This window comes from Janthinobacterium silvisoli (assembly GCF_014200725.1).
GTDB lineage: Bacteria > Pseudomonadota > Gammaproteobacteria > Burkholderiales > Burkholderiaceae_D > Janthinobacterium.
On record NZ_JACHCL010000003.1, the window covers coordinates 151,264 to 174,298 of the forward strand.

Annotated in this window: 20 protein-coding genes and 1 other RNA gene; 6 read left to right on the forward strand and 15 right to left on the reverse strand. The window is 59.1% G+C overall.

The window, feature by feature from the left end:
* Positions 1 to 68: 68 nt before the first annotated feature.
* The 12 genes from lapB to gyrA all read right to left on the reverse strand — a co-directional run bounded on the left by lapB (position 69) and on the right by gyrA (position 13,767).
* Positions 69 to 1,244: a lipopolysaccharide assembly protein LapB gene (gene lapB / locus HDE75_RS17070; RefSeq protein ID WP_183678406.1), complete on the reverse strand. Its 1,176-nt coding sequence runs from the start codon at positions 1,242 to 1,244 to the stop codon at positions 69 to 71.
* A gap of 36 nt (positions 1,245 to 1,280) precedes the next feature.
* Complete coding sequence (locus HDE75_RS17075; protein ID WP_183678408.1) at positions 1,281 to 1,586, reverse strand: LapA family protein; 306 nt, start codon at positions 1,584 to 1,586, stop codon at positions 1,281 to 1,283.
* Between the two features lie 235 nt (positions 1,587 to 1,821).
* Positions 1,822 to 2,127 carry an integration host factor subunit beta gene (locus HDE75_RS17080; protein ID WP_183678410.1) on the reverse strand — a complete coding sequence of 102 codons (306 nt, stop codon included), beginning with the start codon at positions 2,125 to 2,127 and terminating at the stop codon, positions 1,822 to 1,824.
* A gap of 20 nt (positions 2,128 to 2,147) precedes the next feature.
* Positions 2,148 to 3,860, reverse strand: a complete 1,713-nt coding sequence (gene rpsA / locus HDE75_RS17085) for a 30S ribosomal protein S1 (protein WP_183678411.1) — start codon at positions 3,858 to 3,860, stop codon at positions 2,148 to 2,150.
* A 116-nt stretch (positions 3,861 to 3,976) separates the two neighbouring features.
* Positions 3,977 to 4,645: a (d)CMP kinase gene (gene cmk, locus HDE75_RS17090; protein WP_183678414.1), complete on the reverse strand. Its 669-nt coding sequence runs from the start codon at positions 4,643 to 4,645 to the stop codon at positions 3,977 to 3,979.
* An 80-nt stretch (positions 4,646 to 4,725) separates the two neighbouring features.
* Positions 4,726 to 6,081 carry a 3-phosphoshikimate 1-carboxyvinyltransferase gene (gene aroA / locus HDE75_RS17095; protein WP_183678416.1) on the reverse strand — a complete coding sequence of 452 codons (1,356 nt, stop codon included), beginning with the start codon at positions 6,079 to 6,081 and terminating at the stop codon, positions 4,726 to 4,728.
* 14 nt (positions 6,082 to 6,095) lie between these two features.
* Positions 6,096 to 7,004, reverse strand: coding sequence for a prephenate dehydrogenase (locus HDE75_RS17100; protein ID WP_183678418.1), 909 nt, complete (start codon positions 7,002 to 7,004; stop codon positions 6,096 to 6,098).
* A gap of 4 nt (positions 7,005 to 7,008) precedes the next feature.
* A complete protein-coding gene (gene hisC / locus HDE75_RS17105; RefSeq protein WP_183678419.1) occupies positions 7,009 to 8,115 on the reverse strand; it encodes a histidinol-phosphate transaminase in 1,107 nt (368 codons plus the stop codon).
* An 89-nt stretch (positions 8,116 to 8,204) separates the two neighbouring features.
* Positions 8,205 to 9,275 (reverse strand): prephenate dehydratase, encoded by a 1,071-nt coding sequence (gene pheA, locus HDE75_RS17110; RefSeq protein ID WP_183678421.1) that lies wholly within the window; start codon positions 9,273 to 9,275, stop codon positions 8,205 to 8,207.
* Between the two features lie 84 nt (positions 9,276 to 9,359).
* Entirely contained in the window at positions 9,360 to 10,451 is a 1,092-nt protein-coding gene (gene serC, locus HDE75_RS17115; RefSeq protein ID WP_183678423.1) for a 3-phosphoserine/phosphohydroxythreonine transaminase, read from the reverse strand.
* Between the two features lie 26 nt (positions 10,452 to 10,477).
* Positions 10,478 to 11,026, reverse strand: coding sequence for a DUF2059 domain-containing protein (locus HDE75_RS17120; RefSeq protein WP_183678425.1), 549 nt, complete (start codon positions 11,024 to 11,026; stop codon positions 10,478 to 10,480).
* A gap of 68 nt (positions 11,027 to 11,094) precedes the next feature.
* Positions 11,095 to 13,767, reverse strand: a complete 2,673-nt coding sequence (gene gyrA, locus HDE75_RS17125; protein ID WP_183678427.1) for a DNA gyrase subunit A — start codon at positions 13,765 to 13,767, stop codon at positions 11,095 to 11,097.
* A gap of 584 nt (positions 13,768 to 14,351) precedes the next feature.
* Here gyrA and ompA point away from each other — a divergent pair.
* The 5 genes from ompA (at position 14,352) to HDE75_RS17150 (ending at position 18,270) form a co-directional block, all read left to right on the forward strand.
* Positions 14,352 to 15,068, forward strand: coding sequence for an outer membrane protein OmpA (ompA, locus tag HDE75_RS17130; RefSeq protein WP_183678428.1), 717 nt, complete (start codon positions 14,352 to 14,354; stop codon positions 15,066 to 15,068).
* Positions 15,069 to 15,191: 123 nt separating this feature from the next.
* On the forward strand, positions 15,192 to 15,887 hold the full coding sequence (gene ubiG / locus HDE75_RS17135; RefSeq protein WP_183678430.1) for a bifunctional 2-polyprenyl-6-hydroxyphenol methylase/3-demethylubiquinol 3-O-methyltransferase UbiG: 696 nt from the start codon (positions 15,192 to 15,194) through the stop codon (positions 15,885 to 15,887).
* Positions 15,888 to 15,953: 66 nt separating this feature from the next.
* Positions 15,954 to 16,658, forward strand: a complete 705-nt coding sequence (locus tag HDE75_RS17140; RefSeq protein WP_183678432.1) for an HAD family hydrolase — start codon at positions 15,954 to 15,956, stop codon at positions 16,656 to 16,658.
* Between the two features lie 131 nt (positions 16,659 to 16,789).
* Positions 16,790 to 17,150, forward strand: a transfer-messenger RNA (tmRNA) gene (ssrA, locus tag HDE75_RS17145).
* A gap of 340 nt (positions 17,151 to 17,490) precedes the next feature.
* The gene (locus HDE75_RS17150; protein WP_183678434.1) at positions 17,491 to 18,270 is read left to right on the forward strand and encodes a site-specific integrase; all 780 of its coding nucleotides are present in this window, start codon (positions 17,491 to 17,493) and stop codon (positions 18,268 to 18,270) included.
* Between the two features lie 98 nt (positions 18,271 to 18,368).
* Here the strand turns inward: HDE75_RS17150 and HDE75_RS17155 are convergent, their stop codons facing one another.
* From HDE75_RS17155 to HDE75_RS17165, 3 genes are read right to left on the reverse strand one after another with little or no spacing between them, the layout of a single operon-like run.
* Entirely contained in the window at positions 18,369 to 18,926 is a 558-nt protein-coding gene (locus tag HDE75_RS17155; RefSeq protein ID WP_260174173.1) for a cyclophilin-like fold protein, read from the reverse strand.
* Positions 18,927 to 18,952: 26 nt separating this feature from the next.
* Entirely contained in the window at positions 18,953 to 20,167 is a 1,215-nt protein-coding gene (locus tag HDE75_RS17160) for an MFS transporter (RefSeq protein WP_183678436.1), read from the reverse strand.
* Between the two features lie 9 nt (positions 20,168 to 20,176).
* Positions 20,177 to 21,268 (reverse strand): alpha/beta hydrolase, encoded by a 1,092-nt coding sequence (locus HDE75_RS17165; protein ID WP_260174172.1) that lies wholly within the window; start codon positions 21,266 to 21,268, stop codon positions 20,177 to 20,179.
* Positions 21,269 to 21,492: 224 nt separating this feature from the next.
* Here HDE75_RS17165 and HDE75_RS17170 point away from each other — a divergent pair, with 224 nt between their 5' ends.
* Entirely contained in the window at positions 21,493 to 22,386 is an 894-nt protein-coding gene (locus HDE75_RS17170; RefSeq protein WP_183678438.1) for a LysR family transcriptional regulator, read from the forward strand.
* Positions 22,387 to 23,035 lie beyond the last annotated feature (649 nt).

Genomic DNA, 23,035 nt, shown 5'->3' on the forward strand with positions numbered 1-23,035 from the left:
GTGTTAATAATATTCTGTGTTACATACAAGTACCCGCCCCGATGCCTGGGGCATGGTGGCGGGTAGGATTAATTCATGACGTTAAGCTCTTCTGTACGCCGCGGTGGATAGGTTTCCCACTTATTGCAGCCTGGGCAGTGCCAGTAAAACTGGCGTGCCTTGAAGCCGCAATGGCTGCACTGGTAGCGGGCCAGTTTCTGCGTGTAGCCGTGCACCAGGTTTTTCACCATCGACAGCTCCGACCAGATGGCTGCCGGGGCGTCCATCATGCGCGCTTCCAGCAATTTATCGAGACCCAGCAAGGTTGGCGTACGGCGCAGTTCGGCGCTGACCAATTGCTTGGCCGCGTCCACGCCGTCGAGCTCGATCACCGCCTTGAACACCACTTCGATCAAATCGATCGAGGACGCTTCTTCCAGGTAGGAGCGCAGCAGGTTCACGCCTTCCTGCGGGCGGCCCAGTTTGGTGTAGCCATCCATCAGGCGCTGCGCCACCAGGGCGACATGCGGCACGCTTTGCTGCTCCACCCGGCGCCAGGTCATCAAGGCGCCTTCCACGTCGCCGCGCGCCAGCAGCACATCACCGGTAAGGATGGTGGCGCGCACGCTCTTGCGGTCCGTTTCCAGGGCTTTTTCCAGCAACGGCATGGCGTCGTCCGGCTTCAGATGCACCAGTGCATCATGCGCCAGCTCGCAATAGAACTGGGCGATTTCTTTCTGGCGAGCACCAGCACCCGATTCCTGCAAGCCTTGCGCCGCCTTGATCGCGCGCGGCCATTCCTTTTCGCGCTGGTAAATTTCCAGCAGCGCGCGGCGCGCCTGCACTGCGTATTGCGTCTCGACCAGGCCATTGAAGGTTTCTTCGGCACGGTCCAGCAAGCCTGCCTTCAGGTAATCCATGCCCAGCTCGTAGGCTGCGTGCCCCTGTTGTTCCACGGGAAGGTCTGGGCGCGCCAGCAAGTTCTGGTGGACGCGGATGGCCCGCTCCGTCTCGCCACGGCGGCGGAACAGATTACCCAGGGCAAAGTGCATATCGACCGATTCAGGATCGAGCTTGACCACTTCGATAAAGGCGTCAATCGCCTTGTCGTGCTGTTCATTGAGCAGGAAACTCAAGCCCTTGAAGTAATTGCGGGGCAAGCTGCGCGATTCCGACACCAGCTGGTGAATGTCTACGCGCGCGGCGATCCAGCCCAGTGCAAAAAACACGGGGATGCCCAAGAGCCACCAGAGTTCATATTCCATGCGTTATTTCGAGTAAGAGTAAAAATGTGCCTGCGCTCAGGCCTGTGCGCTCACGCCATCCGGCTGCGGCTGGACAGTGCTGGGAGCGACGACGGTTTGCAGCGCGGCAATGGTGGTTTTTTGTTTGTTCGCTTCGCGGCGATGACGGAACACGGTCGGCGTCAAGGCCAGTACGCCCAGGCTGGCGCCGGCGACAAAAAAGCCCAGCAGCATCAAGACCAGGGGGCCGCGAATTTCATAATTGAGGAAAACATGCAGGTCGACAACCTGCGCATTCTTCAGCGCAAAACTGAAGAACAGGACGAAAAGAACACAGCCAACGATGGTGGTAATAATTTTCATCGATACGCCCAGAAAGTACAAAAAATGCCCGTATGGCACAACCTTGGAATGCCTGACAGAAGCGTAGCGAGCGTCAGTGATTTGTGGCCGAGAAGCGCAACCGTGCTGGCGCACGGTGAGCATCGCAGGCCGCAAAGCGCGACGCGCAGTAGCTTATGTCAGGTATTCCCTGCATATTAGCAAAAAAAAGCGGCATCCAAGGACGCCGCTCTTTATGTCGCCTTCCAGCAGACGATTAATCCTCGATGATCGGTTGTCCGACCATCGCGTCCACGCGCTCGCGCAACTGTTTGCCTGGCTTGAAATGAGGCACCCGTTTTTCGGGCACCATCACTTTGTCGCCAGACTTCGGGTTGCGGCCGATACGCGGTGGCCTGCTGTTCAGGGCAAAACTGCCAAAACCGCGGATCTCGATACGCTGGCCGGTCGACAGGGCCGTGGTCATCGCATCGAGAATGGTCTTGACGGCATACTCCGCATCTTTCGCCACCAGCTGAGAATAACGCTCAGCGAGGCGGTTGATCAGCTCGGACTTTGTCATCTGCCGGTATCCGCGTGGTCTTAGTTCTTGTTATCGAACTTAGCTTTCAACAATGCGCCCAGGCTGGTGGTGCCCGAAGCTGCGTTGTTGTCGGTAGCTGCCATTTTTTGCATCGCTTCCTGGGTTTCAACGTTGTCTTTCGCTTTGATCGACAGTTGGATACCACGGGCTTTGCGGTCGATGTTCAGAACCAGAGCTTCAACGGTGTCGCCGACTTTCAGGTGCGTACCAGCATCTTCAACGCGGTCGCGCGAGATTTCGGAAGCGCGCAGGTAGCCTTCAACTTCTTCGGACAGTTGGATCACGGCGCCTTTAGGCTCTACCGATTTAACGGTACCGGTTACCAGCGAACCTTTGTCGTTCATGGCTGCGAAGTTGTTGAATGGGTCACCTTCCAGTTGCTTGACGCCCAGGGAAACGCGCTCGCGCTCAACGTCGATGGCCAGAACGATGGCTTCCAGCTCGTCACCTTTCTTGAAGCGACGTACGGCTTCTTCGCCGGTTTCGGTCCAGGACAGGTCGGACAGGTGAACCAGACCGTCGATGTTGCCGGCCAGGCCGATGAACACGCCGAAGTCGGTGATCGATTTGATCGCGCCGCGGACTTTATCGCCCTTCTTGTGGGTTACGCCAAAGTCATCCCATGGGTTGGCTTTGCACTGTTTCATACCCAGCGAGATACGACGACGCTCTTCGTCGATTTCCAGAACCATCACTTCTACTTCGTCGCCCAGTTGGACAACTTTGTTAGGAGCAACGTTTTTGTTCGTCCAGTCCATTTCGGAAACGTGTACCAGACCTTCGATACCTTGTTCCACTTCAACGAACGCGCCGTAGTCGGTCAGGTTCGTTACTTTACCGAACAGACGGGTGCTTTGTGGGTAACGACGGGACAGACCGGTCCAAGGATCGTCGCCCAGTTGTTTCACGCCCAGCGAAACACGGTTTTTCTCTTGATCGTATTTCAGGACTTTGGCGGTGATTTCCTGGCCAACCGTCAACACTTCCGACGGGTGACGTACACGGCGCCATGCCAGGTCGGTGATGTGCAGCAAGCCATCGATACCGCCCAGATCCACGAACGCGCCGTAGTCGGTGATATTTTTGACGACGCCGGTCACTACCGTGCCTTCTTTCAGCGTTTCCATCAGTTTCTGACGCTCTTCGCCCATCGAAGCTTCGATGACAGCGCGGCGGGACAGAACGACGTTGTTACGCTTGCGGTCCAGTTTGATAACTTTGAATTCGAGGGTTTTGCCTTCGAATGGGGTGGTGTCTTTGACAGGACGGGTGTCAACCAGCGAACCCGGCAGGAATGCGCGGATGCCGTTGGTCAATACGGTCAGGCCGCCTTTGACTTTACCATTGACGGTACCGACGACGATTTCGCCCGATTCCATCGCTTTTTCCAGAGCCAGCCACGAAGCCAGACGCTTGGCTTTATCGCGCGACAGGATGGTATCGCCGAAACCATTTTCCAGCGATTCGATCGCCACGGAAACGAAGTCACCAACTTTGACTTCCAGTTCGCCGTGGTCGTTTTTGAATTCTTCGACAGGGATGAATGCTTCGGATTTGAGGCCAGCGTTCACGATCACGAAATTGTGGTCGAGGCGCACGACTTCAGCGGAAATAACTTCGCCGGAGCGCATATCTTGACGCGACAACGATTCCTCGAAGAGCGCAGCAAAACTTTCCATACCGGTAGATTCGTTAGTTGTAACAGTAGACATAGGGTTCACACAGGTTATCCAGCAGAGATCGCACGATGCGACTTAAACTGGGTTAGGTTTTTGACACACCCGGACTGGCCAGGAGCCGTCACGGGCACCACATAGCGAAAAAGCAGCTATTTCGTTACAGCGGCATACCATTTCAACACGGTTTCAACAGCTTCATCAGCTGTCATGGCCGAGGTATCGAGGACATGCGCCCCTTCCGCAGGGACCAGCGGCGCAATCGCACGGTGAGTATCACGTTCGTCCCGCGCCTGCAAATCCATCAGAAGGTCTTCCATAGTAGCAGAAATTCCCTTGTCTATCAATTGCTTGTAGCGCCGCCCCGCGCGCGCTTCCACGCTGGCCGTCAGGAACACCTTCAGCGGGGCGTGCGGAAAGATCACCGTGCCCATGTCGCGCCCGTCGGCCACCAGGCCAGGCGCCTTGCGAAAAGATAGTTGCAAGGCAAATAATGCCTGGCGTACCGTTGGCAGGACGGCAATCTGCGAAGCCGTATTACCAACCGCTTCGGCACGGATCTGTTCGGTAACGTTTTCATTCGCCAGCAGGATCTCGCCGCCCGTGAAGTGGCATGGCAAGTGCTCGGCCAGCTTGGCCAGCGCGTGCTCGTCGCGCAAGTCGGTGCCACGGCGGATCGCCATCAGGGCCGTCAGCCGGTACAGGGCGCCCGAATCGAGGTAGTGAAAGCCGAGCTTGTCAGCAACGCGGTGCGCCACCGTGCCCTTGCCGGAAGCGGTGGGACCATCGATGGCAATGACGGGAATGTGAGATGTGGACATTGTTTTATCGGTAAAATTAGAGCTGGGGTCAGACCCGGCGGGACTTGGCGTCCCCGTCTGACCCCAGAATTAGCCTTCGGTTAAATCAGGCTATCCTTTGCAATCCCCGCAAACGCGGCGAAATACTCGGGGAAAGTCTTGGCCACGCACTTCGGATCATTGATGCGCATGGCGTTGCCACGGCGGGCAGCGCCATCCAACGATGCCAGCGAGAAACACATCGCCATGCGGTGATCGTCATAGGTATCGATGGTGGCAGCCTGGATCTCGGCCGGCGGCGTCACGCGCAGGTAGTCCGCGCCCTCTTCCACTTCGGCGCCCAGCTTGCGCAGCTCGGTGGCCATGGCCGCCAGGCGGTCGGTTTCTTTCACGCGCCAGCTGGCGATATTGCGCAAGGTGCTGGTGCCGTCCGCATACAGGGCGGCCACGGCGATCGTCATGGCAGCGTCGGGAATGTGATTGAAGTCCATGTCGATGGCTTTCAGCACGCCATTGGCACGCGCCTCGATCCAGTTCTCGCCCATGGTGATGCTTGCGCCCATCTGCTGCAAGGCTTCGACGAAACGCACGTCGCCCTGGATGCTGTCGCGACCCACGCCTTCCACACGCACGGGGCCACCGCCGATGGCGCCGGCTGCCAGGAAATAGGACGCCGAGGACGCGTCGCCCTCGACATGGATGGTGCCCGGACTTTGGTATTGCTGGCCCGGCTGCACGGTGAACGACTGCCAGCCGTCATGCTCGACCGTCACGCCGAAGCGGCGCATCAGGTTCAGGGTGATTTCGATATACGGCTTCGAGATCAGTTCACCCGTCACGTCGATCGTCACGGCGTGGTCGCGCGCCATCAGCGGCGCCACCATCAGCAAGGCCGTCAGGAACTGGCTAGACACATTGCCGCGCACGGCGATGCGCTGCGCGTGAATGTGGCCGCGGCGGATACGCAGCGGCGGGAAACCCTGCTCGCCCGTGTATTCGATCTGCGTGCCGACGGCGTTGAGCGCATCGACCAGGTCACCGATAGGACGTTCATGCATGCGCGACACGCCATGCAGGGTGTAGTCGCCGCCGATCACGGCCAGGGCCGCCGTCAATGGGCGGATCGCCGTGCCGGCGTTACCCATGAACAGGTCCGCTTCATGGTGCGGGAACACACCGCCGCAGCCTTCCACGTGGTGCACCTGGTGGGCGGTGGCAGGGTCGCCAATCAGTTCATCCTGCTTCCAGTGCACGCCCAGCGAGGTCAATGCCGTCAGCATGACGAAGGTGTCGTCAGAAGCCAGCAAGTCGACGATCCTGGTCGTGCCCTTGGCCAGCGCGGCCAGCAGCAGCACACGGTTGGAAATGCTTTTCGAGCCGGGCAAACGCACCGTGCCCTCGACATGCATCACCGGAGTCAAATCGATATGATGCGGGTATTGTTTGGTTTGGGTCATGCTGATTCCTTTGATTATTGTGCGGGAGGGGCTGGCACTTCGGCCGCCTCGATCGCGCCTATCCATTGCTGACGGGCCTGCTGGGCATTCGCGTACACGCCTTCGATGGCGGCGCCGTCGCCGGCAGCCAGGCTGGCACGCAATGTCGTCAATTGCGCCAGGTAGGCATCCAGCTCCTGCAATAATGCCGGCTGGTTGGCCAGGCTGATGTCGCGCCACATTTCCGGCGACGAGCCGGCGATGCGCGTAAAGTCGCGGAAGCCGCTGGCCGCATACTGGAACAGCAAATCCGCGTGCGGTTTCCGGGCGATGTCGTCGACCAGCGCAAAAGCCAGCAAATGCGGCAAATGGCTGACGGCGGCAAACACCTTGTCATGCTCGGCCGGCGTCAGGACGTGGATGATGGCGCCGCAAATGCGCCAGGCGGCCGCCACCCGGTCCACGCCGGCGGCGGCATTTTCCGCCAATGGCGTCAGTACCACTTTCTTGCCACGGTACAGATCGATAATGGCCGCATCGGGGCCATTCGTTTCGCGCCCGGCAATCGGGTGGCCCGGCACGAACTGGGCGATCTTGTCTTTCAACGCAGCGCGCGCAGCGGCCACCACATCGGACTTGGTGCTGCCGGCGTCCGTCACCACGGTACCCGGCTGCAGATGCGGTGCAATCGACGCCAGGATGGCGCCCGTCTGCGCCACTGGCGCCGCCACCAGCACCAGATCGGCGCCGTGGATGGCATCCATCATGTCGCCGCCGATGGCATCGATGATGCCCAGCTCCAGCGCGCGCGTCATCGAGGCTGGCGAACGGCCCATGCCAACCACCGTGCCGACTGCGCCCATGTGTTTGAGCGCGCGCGCAAACGAGCCGCCGATCAGGCCGACGCCGAAAATAACTACTTTATTGAAGACAGGGGAAGCCATACTATCAAGCCAGCGCTTTCGTCAGCGCGGCGATGAAGATCGCGTTTTCCTGCGGCAGGCCGATGGAAATGCGCAGCCATTGCGGCAAGCCATAGCTGCCCACCGGGCGCACGATCACACCCTGCTGAAGCAGCGACAAATTCACGCGCGCGCCGGCGCCATCGTCGTCGCCTACTTTCACCAGCACGAAATTGCCGTACGACGGCACGTATTCCAGGCCCAGCTGGGTGAACGCTTCGGTGAATTGCTGGTAGCCAGCCGCGTTATTGCGCGCGCCTTTCTCCAGGAATTCCTTGTCGCTCAGGGCGGCAATCGCGGCCGCCTGCGCCATCGAGTTGACGTTGAATGGCTGGCGGATGCGGTTCATCAGATCCGTCAGCACCGGCTGGGCGATGGCGAAACCGATGCGCAGGCCCGCCAGGCCATAGGCCTTCGACAGGGTGCGCGAGACCACCAGGTTGGGGAATTGACGCACCCAGGTGGTCGACTCGTACTGGTCTTCGGCTGACAGGAATTCGTTGTACGCTTCATCGAGCACGACCACCACGTGCTGCGGCACTTTGTGCAGGAACGCTTCCAGCTGCGCCGCCGTCAGGAAAGTGCCGGTCGGGTTGTTCGGGTTGGCGATAAAGACCAGGCGCGTGTCGTCCGTAATCGCGGCCGCCATCGCATCGAGGTCATGACCATACGCTTGCGCCGGCGCCACGATATGGCGCGCGCCCAGGCCTTGGGCAGCCAGGGCGTAGATGGCGAACGAGTATTGCGAGTAAACCACGGACTGGCCGTGCTCGACGAACGCATGCGCGGCAATTTCCAGGATGTCGTTGCTGCCATTGCCCAGGGTGATCCAGTCGGCAGGCACGTCGTAGCGCTGCGACAGCACGGCTTTGAGCTCGAAGCCGTTGGCGTCCGGGTAGCGGCCCAGTTCATCGATGGCGGCGATCATCGCCTGCTTGGCCGATTCCGGCATGCCGAACGGGTTTTCATTCGAGGCCAGCTTGACGATGGCAGCCTCGTCGAGGCCGAATTCACGCGCCACTTCGGCGATGGGTTTGCCGCTCTGGTAAGGAGCGAGGGCGCGGACGTATTCTGGACCGATAGTTTTAGACATAATAAATTCTTTAAAAGTTAAGATCGGGGTCGGACGGGGACGCCTAGTCCCGTCGGGTCTGACCCCAGAATTTTCGGCTTTTGACTGGGTCAAAGGCTGACCGGATACGACCCCAGCACCTTGAAGAAGGCCGCATTGTTTTGCAACTCGGCCAGGGCTTGCGCCACGGCGCCATCCTGGCCATGGCCTTCCACATCGACATAGAAATAATACTCCCAGCTGCCCATGCGCGCGGGGCGCGACTCGAAGCGCGTCATCGACACGCCATGTTTCGCCAGCGGCGCCAGCAACTGGTACACGGCGCCAGCCTTGTTCGGCACGGCCAATACCAGCGAGGTCTGATCCTTGCCCGACGGCGCCGTCTGCAGGGTGCCCACCACGGCAAAGCGCGTGCGGTTATGCGGGTCGTCCTGGATATGGCCTTGCACCACGCCCAGCTGGTACTGCGTACCTGCCAGTTCGCTGGCAATCGCCGCCACTGTGACATCGCCGCCAGCCATGCGGGCCGCTTCGGCATTCGAGGCCACGGCGCGGCGTTCGATATGCGGGTAATGCTGGTTCAGCCAGGCCTGGCACTGGGCCAGCGCCTGCGAATGGGCGCAGATGACGGTCACGCCATCCATGTTGCCGCTCTTCGTCATCAGGCTGTGGTGCACGGCGATCGACACTTCGCCGCTGATGATGAGGCTTGTTTGCAGCATCATGTCCAGGGTGCGGTTGACGGCGCCTTCCGAGGAATTCTCGATCGGCACCACGCCGAAGTCCGCCGTACCTGCCTCCGTGGAGCGGAACACTTCGTCGATGGACGCACAAGGCAAGCCATCGACGGCGCTGCCGAACTGCTGGTACACGGCTTGTTCGCTGAAAGTGCCGGCCGGGCCCAGGTAGGCGACGGTGACGCGCTTTTCCAGCGCGCGGCACGATGACATGATTTCGCGGAAGATGGTTTGCACTTCGCGGTCGCCCATCGGGCCGGGATTGCGCTCGGCCACGCCGCGCAGCACTTGCGCTTCGCGCTCGGGGCGGAACACGGGCGCCTGGGTTTCGGCTTTCACGTGCCCCACTTCTTGTGCGACCAGTGCGCGGCGGTTGAGCAATTCCAGGATTTGCGCGTCGATCGCATCGATCTGTTCGCGCAGCGGTTTTAATTTGTCAGTCATGGTGGGTTTGTTTCGTCAGCTGTATATCAATCATAACCGCACGGCCTGCGCCGGCGGCGGGCCAGCGCGGTCGTCTATGGCGACTCAGCGTCCGGCAAACTCGTTCAAATAATTCACTAATGCTTGCACGCCCTCGATCGGCATCGCGTTATAAATCGCTGCACGCATGCCGCCGACGGACTTGTGCCCCTTCAGTTGCAACAGGCCGCGCTGCTTCGCGCCGGCCAGGAATGCATCGTTCAAACTGTCGTCGCGCAGATAGAATGGAATCGTCATGCGCGAGCGGTATGCGGGGGCGACCCGGGTCTGGTAAAAGTCGTCCGCATCGAGCGCCGCATACAGCAGCGCCGCTTTCTCAATATTACGCTGTTCCACGGCAGCCACGCCACCCTGTCGTTTCAGCCACTGGAAAACCAGGCCGGCGATGTAGATGGAATAAGTGGGCGGCGTGTTGTACATCGACTCATGTTCAGCGACGATGGTCCAGTCAAACGCCGATGGACAAATCGGCAGCGGCTTGCCCAGCAAGTCTTCGCGCACGATGACCACTGTCAGGCCGGCCGGACCGATATTTTTTTGCGCGCCGCCGAAGATGACGCCGTATTGCGACACATCGATCACGCGCGACAGGATGTGCGAGGACATGTCGGCCACGATGGTGGTCCCGGCCGGCACTTGCGGTACGTGCTGGTATTCCACGCCATCGATGGTTTCATTGGTGCAGATATGCAGATAGGCGGCGCCCGGCGTCAGCTTCCAGTCAGACACTGGCGGCACGCCGTCAAAACCGCTGGCCTGCGACGAGGCGGCCACGTTGACGTTGGCATACTTGGCCGCCTCCTTGATCGACTTGCCCGACCAGGTTCCGGTGTGGACGAAGTCGACGGTGGCAGGCTGCGTGGCGCCATGGCCCACCAGATTCATCGGGATGATGGCGTTCTCGCCCAGGCCACCGCCCTGAAGGAACAATATCTTGTAATTGTCGGGCACGGCCAGCAGCTCGCGCAGATCGGCCACCGCCTGGCGATAGATGGAGACGAACTCGGGACCACGGTGGCTCATTTCCATCACCGACATGCCGCTGCCGCGCCAGTCCTGCATTTCAGCGGCCGCTTGCGCCAGCACTTCCTTGGGCAGCACGGCCGGGCCGGCGGAGAAATTGTAGATGTGAGTCACGATACGGTCCTAGTCTGATGGTGGGATTATTGCGATGCGAGTATCTTCTGCACGATTTTTTGAATGACGGCATTAGTGCGCGGCATTAGCACGCGCTGACTGATCGCCATCGAATCGGCTGTCAGCTCAGGTGTGATGCTGACCATTTTCTGACCCAGCGGCGATGCGTAGAACGCAGCCAGGCCGCGCACTTCCTGCACCGTGTAATAACGCGCGTACAAGGGCACCATTTCCGTACGCATTTCAGCGATCAAGGCAGGATCCGTCACCACCTTCCCAATCGCCGCAGACGCTTCCGGAATAAATTTTTCAAGCAGCTCGCTCACTTGCGCCTCGTCCTCGGCACTCAGCTTGCGGCCGGCCTTGGCCGTCTGCAAGGCGCTCTGGCGCAGTATGGCAGGCATCACCTGCATCATCTGACCCATGGTTTTGCGCGCCATGTCATTAAACTGCATGGTATCGAGCAGTTGCTCAACCGCGACCTTCATTTCAGGAGAGACTTCATCCTTGGCCCAGGCCGGCGCAGCGAACAGCAAGGCTATCGAGGCAAGCGAAACGGCAAATAATTTCTTCATGTTTTTAAACGATGGCTAGAAGGGGGAAACCATAAACAATTGGGGCTCCCGAAAGAGCCCCAATGATCTTACTCCGGCTGGGCCGGATCGACAGGATCGGCCGGCTCTGGTGCGGCCGCTACACTGGCCGCCTCCGTCGTCAGTTCGACTTCGTCGATATCGGTCTCTACCACACGCTGCAGGCCCGACAGCTTGGTACCGTCTTCCACGGCGATCAGGGTCACGCCTTGCGTGGCGCGGCCCATTTCGCGGATTTCCGACACGCGGGTGCGGATCAGCACGCCACCGGTGGTGATCAGCATGATTTCATCGCTGGTATTGACCAGGGTCGCGGCAACCACTTTACCGTTGCGCTCGCTCGTCTGGATGGCGATCATGCCCTTCGTGCCACGGCCATGGCGCGTGTACTCGGTGATCGGCGTACGCTTGCCGTAACCGTTTTCGGTGGCCGTCAGCACCGACTGCTGCTCGTTCTCGGCCACCAGCAGCGCGATCACGTGCTGGCCTTCTTCCAGGTTCATGCCGCGCACGCCGCGCGCCGTACGGCCCATCGGACGCACATCGTTTTCATCGAAGCGCACTGCCTTGCCCGAATCGGAGAACAGCATCACGTCGTGCTTGCCATCGGTCAGCGCGGCGCCGATCAGGAAGTCGCCCTCGTCCAGGTCGACCGCGATGATGCCGGCCTTGCGTGGATTGCTGAAGTCTTTCAGCGGCGTTTTCTTCACGGTGCCGAGGCTGGTCGACATGAACACGTAATGGTCTTCCGGGAAGGTGCGGTTCTCGCCCGACAGCGGCAGGATCACGGTGATCTTTTCGTTGTCTTGCAGCGGGAACATGTTGACGATAGGCTTGCCGCGCGAGTTGCGCGAGCCTTGCGGCACTTCCCACACCTTCAGCCAGTACATGCGGCCACGATCCGAGAAGCACAGGATGTAGTCGTGCGTATTGGCGATGAACAGCTGGTCGATCCAGTCTTCCTCTTTGGTCGCCATCGCCTGCTTGCCGCGGCCACCGCGTTTTTGCGCGCGGTATTCGGAAATCGGCTGCGCCTTCATGTAGCCGGTGTGCGACAGGGTCACCACCATGTCTTGCGGCGTAATCAGGTCTTCCGTTTCCAGGTCGGTGGCGTTCAGTTCGATCTGCGAGCGGCGCACGTCTTTCTTGCCGGCGCCGTATTCGTTCATCGCCAGCGTCATTTCATCGGTGATGATGACGGTGACGCGTTCAGGCTTGGCCAGGATGTCGAGCAAGTCAGCGATATGATCCATCACTTCCTTGTACTCGTTGACGATCTTGTCCTGTTCCAGGCCGGTCAGGCGCTGCAGACGCATCTGCAGGATCTCTTGCGCCTGGTCGTCCGACAGCTTGTACAGGCCGTCTTTCTGCATGCCATAGTGCGCCGGCAGATTTTCCGGACGGTAGGCGTCGATGCCTCCTGGCGTATTGCCATCGCCGGTACGGGCCAGCATTTCGCGCACCACGGACGAATCCCAGGCGCGCGACATCAGTTCGCTCTTGGCGATCGGTGGCGTCGGTGCCGCCTTGATGATGGCGATGAAGTCATCGATATTGGCCAGCGCAACGGCCAGGCCTTCGAGCACGTGGCCGCGTTCGCGCGCCTTGCGCAGTTCGAACACGGTGCGGCGCGTGACCACTTCGCGGCGATGCGCCAGGAAGCATTGCAGCATCTGCTTCAGGTTCAGCAACCGTGGCTGGCCATCGACCAGGGCCACCATATTCATGCCGAAGGTGTCTTGCAACTGGGTCTGCTTGTACAGATTGTTCAGCACCACTTCCGGCACTTCACCACGTTTCAGCTCGATCACCACGCGCATGCCCGATTTGTCGGACTCGTCGCGGATGTCGGAAATGCCGTCCAGCTTTTTGTCGCGCACGTTTTCAGCGATGCGCTCCAGCAAGGACTTCTTGTTGACCTGGAATGGCAGCTCGTCGACGATGATGGCGATGCGGCCGCCATCCTTGCCGTATTCTTCAAAGTGCGTCTTGGCGCGCATGACCACGCGGCCACGGCCCGTGCGATACCCATCGCGCACGCCAGAGACGCCGTAAATGATGCCGCCGGTCGGGAAGTCCGGCGCCGGGATCAGCTCGATCAATTCATCGATCGTGCATTCCGGATTGCGCAGCACGTGCAACGCGCCGTTGATGACTTCCGTAATATTGTGCGGAGGAATATTAGTCGCCATGCCGACTGCGATACCGGACGAGCCGTTGATCAGCAGGTTAGGGATGCGCGTCGGCAATACCGTCGGTTCCTTTTCCTTGCCGTCATAGTTGGGCGCGAAGTCGACGGTGTCTTTATCGATGTCGGCCAGCAATTCGCTGGCAATCTTGTCCAGGCGGCACTCGGTGTAGCGCATCGCCGCGGCGGCGTCGCCATCGACGGAACCGAAGTTACCCTGGCCATCGACGAGCGTGTAGCGCAGCGAGAAGTCCTGGGCCATGCGCACCAGGGTGTCGTAGATCGATGCGTCACCGTGCGGGTGGTATTTACCCATGGTGTCGCCGACCACGCGGGCGCATTTGACGTAAGGACGGTTCCACACGTAGTTCGACTCGTGCATCGAGAACAGGACGCGGCGGTGCACTGGCTTCAAGCCATCGCGCACATCCGGCAAGGCACGGCCGACGATCACGCTCATGGCGTAATCGAGGTAGCTCTTGCGCATCTCTTCTTCGAGGGAAATAGGAATTGTTTCTTTTGCGAATTGATCCATTGGCGGTTCGACTGATCTCAGGCTGTGGTTAACTTATCTGTTACGCAATGTATGAGCAATACTGCATATCCTAGGCGGCTGTGGTCGTGGACCCCTGTACCGCGCGCTGCTGGCGTGGCCTGGTGCCCATCCGTGACAGTCAAGCGCACGATTTTAGCATGCGCGCCCTGCGATCAGTACAAATTGCCAGGTCAGCAAAAATTAACAGTTTGCATCAGGACCACGCAGCCGGTGCTGGCTCAGTACGGTGGCCCGTGCTTGTCAAGAGGACACACTAATGCACAATAGCAATATGAGTTCAAGACCCTTGCCCATAAAAGAGGCACAAAAAGTAATCAAATGTTACAGGTGCTTCATAATCGGGCATTTTCGTTGCGCAGAAACAACGGGCGGTCTAAAATCCGGGAAGCTTTGATTTAACCACGGTCGTGCACCCCCGGTGCGTGTGGCAAAATAACTGGGAAGTTAATTGCTAGTTTCACAATCTGAAACGAGCGCATGTGGTCTACATGATAAAATCTCGGCACGTAGCACCAGTAGCGCAGTGTTGTGCTGCGGATATTACCCCCCGAAAGGAAAGAAGAATGAATAAATTTGTAACGCTGTTTTTCGCTGCAACCGCAGTGATCGCCGGCTCGGCTTCGGCTCAAACCCCAACCTCGCCACCGTTCGCGCCAGTGACCACCGATCTGAAAGCACCAAGCCCAAAAAGCGCTTATGTGCAAGATGCTCGCGGCGTAATCGTGCGTGATCCATTCGGTCTGTGCTGGCGTACCGGCTACTGGACACCAGCTGATGCGGTGCCAGGCTGCGACGTTCCACTGTGCGTAGAACCAGAAACCCTGCAAAACGGCAAGTGCGTGGCTCCTCCACCACCGCCAGTAGCACCAGCTCCTGCTCCAGCACCAGCGCCAGTCGTTGTGCCAGTACCAGTTGCTCCTACCTCGGAAAAAGTCAGCTTCGCTGCTGATGCATTCTTCGATTTCGACAAAGCCACGCTGAAACCAGAAGGCAAGGCCAAACTGGACGAGCTGACGGCTCAACTGGGCGGCATCAACCTGGAAGTCATCATCGCTGTGGGTCACACCGACTCCGTCGGCACCGATGCTTACAACCAAAAACTGTCGGTACGTCGTGCTGATGCTGTCAAAGCCTACCTGATCTCCAAAGGCGTTGAAAGCAACCGTGTGTACACCGAAGGCAAAGGCAAAAAACAACCTGTTGCTGATAACAAAACTGCCGAAGGCCGTGCGAAAAACCGTCGCGTGGAAATCGAAGTTGTTGGTACCCGCAACAAGTAATCACTCCACTGCCCGCGCCTGACAGCAGCAGCAAGTCAGGCGCAGCAGATAAAAACCCCGCCATGGCGGGGTTTTTTTTCGTCCGTGGCTGCCCGATTGCGAAATTGCCGCTATCATTCCACTATGAACGCCGACCCTCTTGAAATCCAAAAATTCAGTGAGCTGGCCCACCGCTGGTGGGACCCCACTTCCGAGTTTCGTCCCCTGCACGAAATTAACCCCCTGCGCCTGGAATGGATCAACGCAAAAGTGCCGCTGGCCGGCAAGCGCGTGATCGACATCGGCTGCGGCGGCGGCATCCTGGCCGAATCGATGGCCCGCAAAGGCGCCGACGTGACGGGCATCGACCTGTCCGAAAAAGCCTTGAAGGTGGCCGACCTGCACAGCCTGGAATCGGGCGCCAAGGTGCGCTACAAGCTGATCGCCGCCGAAGCCATGGCCGACGCCGAAGCGGGCCAGTACGACGTCGTCACCTGCATGGAAATGCTGGAACACGTGCCTGACCCAGCCGCCATCGTGAAAGCCTGCGCCACCCTGGTCAAACCGGGCGGCCACATCTTCCTGTCGACCCTGAACCGCAACGCCAAAGCCTATCTGTTCGCCATCCTGGGCGCCGAATACGTGCTGCGCCTGCTGCCCAAAGGCACGCACGACTACGACAAATTCATCACCCCGGCCGAGTTGTCGCAATTTGCCCGCAGCGCCGGCCTGGACGTCAACAGCATGCGTGGCATGGGCTACAATCCATTAACCAAGATTTACTCACTTAATAACGACACCAGCGTCAATTACCTGGTGGCCTGCACCCGGCCAGCATAGGCGGCAAGACCACCACCAGGCGGCTGCGGCCGCCATTTTTCATCCTGATCCAGCCACACGACCGCCATGACCACTGACCACTTGCCAGCGCCGCGCGCCATCCTGTTCGACCTCGACGGCACCCTGGCCGACACCGCGCCCGACCTGGCAGCGGCCATCAACCGCCTGCGCGCCCGCGACGGCCTGGCGCCCACCCCCTACGACATCCTGCGCCCCACCGCCTCGGCCGGCGCACGCGGCATGATAGGCGCGTCCTACGGTATAGCCCCCGGCGAAAGCGGCTACGAAGCCCTGAAAGACGCTTTTCTTTCCAACTACGAAGCAGCCCTGGCGGTAGAAAGCCGTTTATTTGACGGCATCCCCTTTCTACTCGACGGTTTGACCTCCCTGGGCCTGGCCTGGGGCGTCGTCACCAACAAGGCCGCCCGCTTCACCGATAAACTGGTCGGCCCGATCGGCCTGGGCGCGGCCGGCTGCGTGATCTCCGGCGACACCATGCCGCACCCGAAACCCCACCCCGCCCCTCTGCTCGAAGCAGCCCGCCGCCTGGACCTGGCGCCGGAAACGTGCTGGTACGTGGGCGACGACCTGCGCGACATCCAGGCCGGCCGCGCCGCCGGCATGCGCACCATCGCCTGCGCCTGGGGCTACTGCGGCCCGCTCGAGCCACAGCACTGGAAAGCCGACCACCTGCTCGATACGCCACTGGCATTGCTGGAACTGGTGCAGGCTGTGGTGAAGGCAGAGCAAGAGCGACAGATGGCGGCTTGAATTTGATCGCTTGCGCCTGCCAGCGCAAGCCTCCCCGATTCGTCTGGCTCAAACGATTTGAGCATGTGCGCTTGCTTACCTCGAATGCATCATGCAAGAGTGTGAAGATTGCGCTACAATGAAGGTTCTGTGGGGACGACCTGGTTTCGACGTGGGTTGCAAAGCAGCGCAGGGCATACCGAGGGCTGGTTACCTCGTAAATACACCCAGAAAAAACTTAACTGCAAACGATAACTCGTACGCACTGGCAGCTTAATCGCTGCTAGCTCTAGAACACCTCGTCCCTGGGGTGGGCCGTCAAAAGCTCTGGAGTCATTTACAGGGACTCGTCTGATGCTGGGTTACTTAGCATTCGACTAAATAATAGGTGACTCGCTTGTATGTAACGTGCACATCCGTGCCATACCGGTTAAATTAAATGATAGTGCTAAGTATGTAGAACTGTCTGTAGAGTGCTTGCGGACGCGGGTTCGATTCCCGCCGTCTCCACCACTGGATAAAAAATAAAGGCCCCCGAGCGCAAGCGACGGGGCCTTTATTTTTTATCCAGGGCGCCGATAGCCGGGTTCGAATCCGCGTCCGGTACGGACGCGGGGGTTTTGCGGGACTTCGGCGAGCGCAGCTCGCCGCCGCAAAACCGGGTTGCGCTTGCAAGCGCAACCCCCTCCGATTCTTCTGACCAGGTTTTAGGATACTGGCTGCCGTTACTAAAAACACCATCCCATACCCAGTCAGTATCGAACCGGCAGAACTGCCCTGGTTTCGGCCCTTAGCTTCCTGCTGGCGTCACAAGATCGTCGTCGGCAAGCTGATCCCCTGGTTCAGCACCATCATGCGATCGGCGCTGCGCAAGAAAGACGTGCGGGCGAAGCTGGAGCCCATGAATGCGACTAACAAGACCATGGCCAACATTCAGAGCGTGTTGCGCAAGGCACTGGACGACGCGATAGAGGACGAGCTGATCGAGGTCAACCCGCTGGCGCGTTGGTGCTATTCCAAGGTCGAGGCGCCGCAGTCAAAGGACGATATCGACCCGTTCACGAAGGAGGAGCAGGCCGCGATTCTTTCGCAGGCAACCGGCCAGGGGCGCAACCTGTTGCAATTTGCCTTCTGGACCGGCTTGCGCACGTCCGAACTGGTGGCCCTGGACTGGGCCGACGTAGACTTCGTGCGCGGCGTAGTGATGGTGACGCGCGCCCTCACCCAGCATTCCAAAGCGGCAGAAAGCACCAAGACAAACGCCGGCCGCCGCGAGGTCAAGCTGCTGGAGCGTGCCATGCATGCGCTGCAGGAACAAAAGGTATTCACCTGGGTGAAGGGCGAGGAAGTGTTTCAAAATCCGCGCCTGGAGCGGCGCTGGGAGGGTGACCAGCCAATCCGCAAGACACTATGGACTGGCGTCCTGCAAAACGCTGGGGTGCGGTATCGCAACCCATATCAGACGCGGCATACCTATGCCAGCATGATGCTGTCGGCAGGTGAGCACCCTATGTGGGTGGCAAAACAGATGGGGCATGCTGATTGGACAATGATTGCCAGGGTATATGGGCGTTGGATGCCGGATGCAGATCAGGCGGCCGGATCAAAAGCGGAAATTGTGTTCGGTCTTTAAGGATTAAGTCTATAGGCTGGCTGTCATGCAACATTACCTATCCTGACTGAGGGGCAGGAAAGGCCCCAAAGCGGTCATTGTGCAAGCCATGTGAGCGTTCATTTGTATCTAAGAAACTCGACCCTAGCGCCGTGCTCGCCCAGTGCATGGGCCAGCCCAACCGGATTTGCCACGCGACCAACGTTTGAGTAGGAGTACGGTGAAGTAAATGCCTTATAGAAGACAACCAAGGTCTTCGAGCCGTACAGCAAAAGGTCGCCATTGCTGATCATTTCCTTCCTAGTCGCGTTAGCCGGCAGCGCCCCTTGCAGATCTGCATACTTCTCGTTTCCGTTGAGTTCGGCCATATCCAGCGTCAGCGGCAGCATTTTGGCAAATGCATGCCCGGTCAGGTTGTCGGACAAGATGACGACGAAGCGACGTTCTCCAACGACCATCCACATACGCGACGCTTCGGGCCTCAGGGATGCGCTAGCCGCAACCGGGGCAAGAGCGAATGGCATGGAGGCGGACTGCTGTCGGGCTTCGCAAGCACCGAGGATGAGCATGCCAAGCAACAGGCCCAGCCTATGCAGGCCATCAGATAGGCGGCGTTCACTCTTGCTGGCCAATGGGTGCCAGGCGCCTTTAAATACCGCTGGCTTGCGTGTAGTCATTGCTTGCCCCTTCTTTGGTAGACGGATCAGCTTGCCTGCAGCGCTTGCGAGCGCGAGGTTAGGAAGGCAGCCAGCAGCAGTACGGCCGCGCTGGCGATGAACGTGCTCTGATATCCGCTCTTGTCGAACAGCAAGCCGCCAATCGTGGAACCGAGGGCGATGGCGAGTTGCACGACGGCAACCATCAACCCGCCCCCCGCCTCTGCATCGCGCGGCAACGTTGTAGCCAACCATGACCACCAGCCCACCGGCGCAGCGGTCGCGACAACGCCCCAGATGCCCAGCAGTACCGTCACGGCAGCGACCTTGCCGCCAACGAGGGGCAGCGCCACGGCGATCAATGCCATCAGCACGGGAATGGCCACCATCGTGCTGGAAAAATTCCACTTCAGGAACTTGCTGATGACGGTGGTGCCGATAAAGCCGCCTGCGCCAATCGCCAGCAGTATCAGCGACAGCGTGGATATGTCTACGCGCGTCACGCTTTCAAGGAATGGACGCAAATAGGTGAACAAGGCGAACTGTCCCATGAAAAACGTGCTGACAGCCAGCATGCCCAGGGCAACCTTCAGGTCCCGCAGCAGTGTGAAGACCTTGCGCGTACCCGCCGAGCTGGCCTGGGGCGCCATGGAAGGCAGACTGATCCACTGCCAGACAAAGGCAACCAAGGCCACTGGCACCAGGCAAAGGAAGGCACCACGCCAGCCGATGACGGAACCGAGGTAACTGCCCAGGGGCGCGGCGACGACGGTCGCCAGCGCATTGCCGCCATTGAAGATGGCCAGCGCGCGCGGCACCTGATGGGAAGGCACCAGGCGCATCGCGGTGGCGGCCGACAAAGACCAGAAGCCGCCAACCACCACGCCGATTAACGCACGTCCCGCCATGTACAGAAGATAGTTCGGCGCCATCGCGACGACGGCCCCGGAAACGGCCATCAGTGCGGTCAGCCCCAGCAGGAGCGTCTTGCGGTCCATACTGCCAGCGATTGTGGAAATCGACAGGCTGGTGAGCACGGCGAAGGCGCCGGAGATGGCAATGCCCTGTCCTGCCAAGCCTTCGCTGACCAGGAGATCCCTAGCCATGGGCGTCAACAGGCTGACGGGCATGAATTCCGAGGCGATCAGCGCGAAAACGCACAGCGTCATTGCGAAGACCCCACCCCACATGGCCGCTTGCGTAACGGCATCAGTGTGCCCGTGCACGCCATCTGGGGTTGCGTTGATGATTGGTGCTGTCATGGGATGCGCCTACGCCAGATTCTTGTGGAAGAACGCGTTCAGCTTGTCCCAGGGGATGAGCTTGACCCGGTCATACAGGTCGACGTGCCCGGCGCCTGGCACGATCACCAGTTCCTTCGGCTCCGCACTGAGGCGATAGGCATCTTCGCTGAACTCCCGGGAATGCGCCTGGTCGCCCGTGATGAACAACATGGGGCGCGGGGAAATCGTCTCGATATCGTTGAACGGGTAAAAGTTCATGAACTTGACGTTGCTGGCCAGAGTCGGGTGCGTCGTCAGTTCGCGCGACGACCCTGCCGGCGTGAATTCGCCGCGCGCAGTGCGATAAAAGTCGTAGAACTCGCGCTGGATGCGATGCGTATTGGCATCGAGCTGGTGCACAGTGCCGCCGGTGTAGGCGATTGCGCCACCGGCAAACTCCACGTGGCGCTGTTGCGCAGCCTCTGCAATGATCTGCTTGCGCTGCGCTAGCGTCTGCGAGTGGTTCAGCGCGTTGCGGTTGGCGGCACCCATGTCGTACATGCTGACAGTGGCAATGGCCTTCATGCGCGGATCGATTTTAGCGGCACTGATGACGAAACTGCCGCTGCCGCAAATGCCAAGAACGCCGATCCGCTCCCTGTCGACGTACAACTGGGTACCCAGATAGTCCACCGCCGCACTGAACGCTTCGGCGTAGATATCCGGCGCCACGGCATTGCGCGGCTGGCCGGCGCTGTCGCCCCAGAACGACTGATCGATGGCCAGGGTGACAAAGCCCTGTTCGGCCAGTTTCTGCGCGTACAGGTTCGAACTTTGCTCCTTCACCGCCCCCATCGGGTGGCCGATAATGATCGCGCGATGCCTCGCATTGTGGTCGAGGTCCTTGGGCGTGAACAGAATGCCGACGACCTGCATCTGGTACTGGTTGTTGAAGCTGACCTTGCGCGCAGTGACTGTCGCGCTCCTGTAAAAGTTGTCAGCTTTGTTGGACATATCCGGCACTGGCTTGGTATCGGCAGCAAACGCCGAACTACCGGCAATGGAAAGGCTACCCAGCACGGCCATGCCGGTGCCAGCAGTCTTTAAGAAATCGCGGCGCGCTACATCATCTATGTTCATGTCTGTTTCTCCAGTTCGTTCAGTATGGGCTGTGCGTATTACGTTTAGCGACATCGTACGTGGCGGTTAACGCATCGACGCACCGAAAACTCGAACAGGTATATGTGCTACAGCCATGAATACTCTGTATATTTATATCTAAATTCACACATTCCCCTTGATATCATAGGTAGCTGGGCAGCACGCCGAGACATCATCAACTGCAGGTTTCAGGAATCATCAAGATGGCCAGAGACAATATTATTGATATTCTTATATTTTTCGAGGTCGCTCGCCAACGCAGCTTCACTCGCGCCGCCATCAAGCTAGGCATGTCCCAATCAACGCTCAGTCACATCATTCGGGATCTGGAAGCCAGGCTGGGCGTGCGGCTGCTCAATCGAACGACGCGCAGTGTTTCACCCACGGAAGCAGGCCAGCGCCTGCTGACCAATGTCGCACCGCGACTTGAAGAGGTTCATGCAGAAATCGCTGCTGTGAGCGATTTGAATGGCAAGCCGGCGGGCACTGTGCGCATCACCGCCATTGACCATATTATTGATACATTGTTGTGGCCAAGACTGGCGCCGGTGCTGCCTCACTATCCCGACCTACATATCGAGATTCAATCAGATTACAAGCTGATCGATATCGCGGCGGACCGCTATGACATCGGAGTGCGTTATGGAGATCAAGTCGAGGAGGATATGATTGCAGTCAGGCTCACGCCGGACATTCCTACCATGATCGTTGGCTCGCCTGACTACTTCTCCTGGCATTCGCAACCAGTCAACCTAGAAGATCTCTTGAAACACAATTGCATCACGCTGCGGCTCGCAGGCAATGGCGGCATCTACGCGTGGGAACTACAGCATGATGGACGCAACGTGGAAGCTAGGGTGAGCGGCCAGGCCGTGTTTACCAGCGCCGTGCCCATGGTACAAGCAGCCTTGAGCGGCAATGGCTTGGCGTTCGTCACGGAAGACCTGGTGGCGGGACACATACGGGAAGGCCGATTAATCAGCGTCATGAGCGACTGGTGTAAAAGGTTTCCTGGCCTCCATGCGTACTATCCCAGCCGCCGCCACGAATCGAGGGCACTTCGGATTGTTGTCGAAGCTATTCGTCACAAGGAGTAAGCCAAGGAGCTGATAGTCAGATCAGACCGCGCCTAAATTGATGTGTCCGAGGCGCTGCAACATACAGCCCATCTTTCTGGCCGTGTGCTTCTGGCCGATAGCTGCCGTTGCGGGTTGATTGTCTGCATTTTGCCAGTAAAGCCTTCAAGATGCCTAAAAAACCTAAGTTTACGGTAGGTTCGATTCCCGCCGTCTCCACCACTGGATAAAAAAATAAAGGCCCCCGAGCGCAAGCGACGGGGCCTTTATTTTTTATCCAGGGCGCCGATAGCCGGGGTTCGAATCCGCGTCCGGTACGGGCGCGGGGGTTTTGCGGGACTTCGGCGAGCGCAGCTCGCCGCCGCAAAACCGGGTTGCGCTTGCAAGCGCACCCCCCTCCGATTCTTCTGACCAGGTTTTAGGGCACTGGCTGCCGTCACTAAAAACACCATCCAATACCCAGTCAGTATCGAACCGGCAGAACTGCCCTGCTTTGGGCCCTTACCTATCCTGACTGAGAGGCAGGCAACGCCCCGAAGCCGCCGGTCGATATTTGCTACATACTGAAACCGGAATCCATCTGAATGAAACAATGGCACCAATATAAACTGCGGAATTCGCATGTTTCAACATTAACAAAAATGCTATCCTTGCGTCGGTGCATCTTATT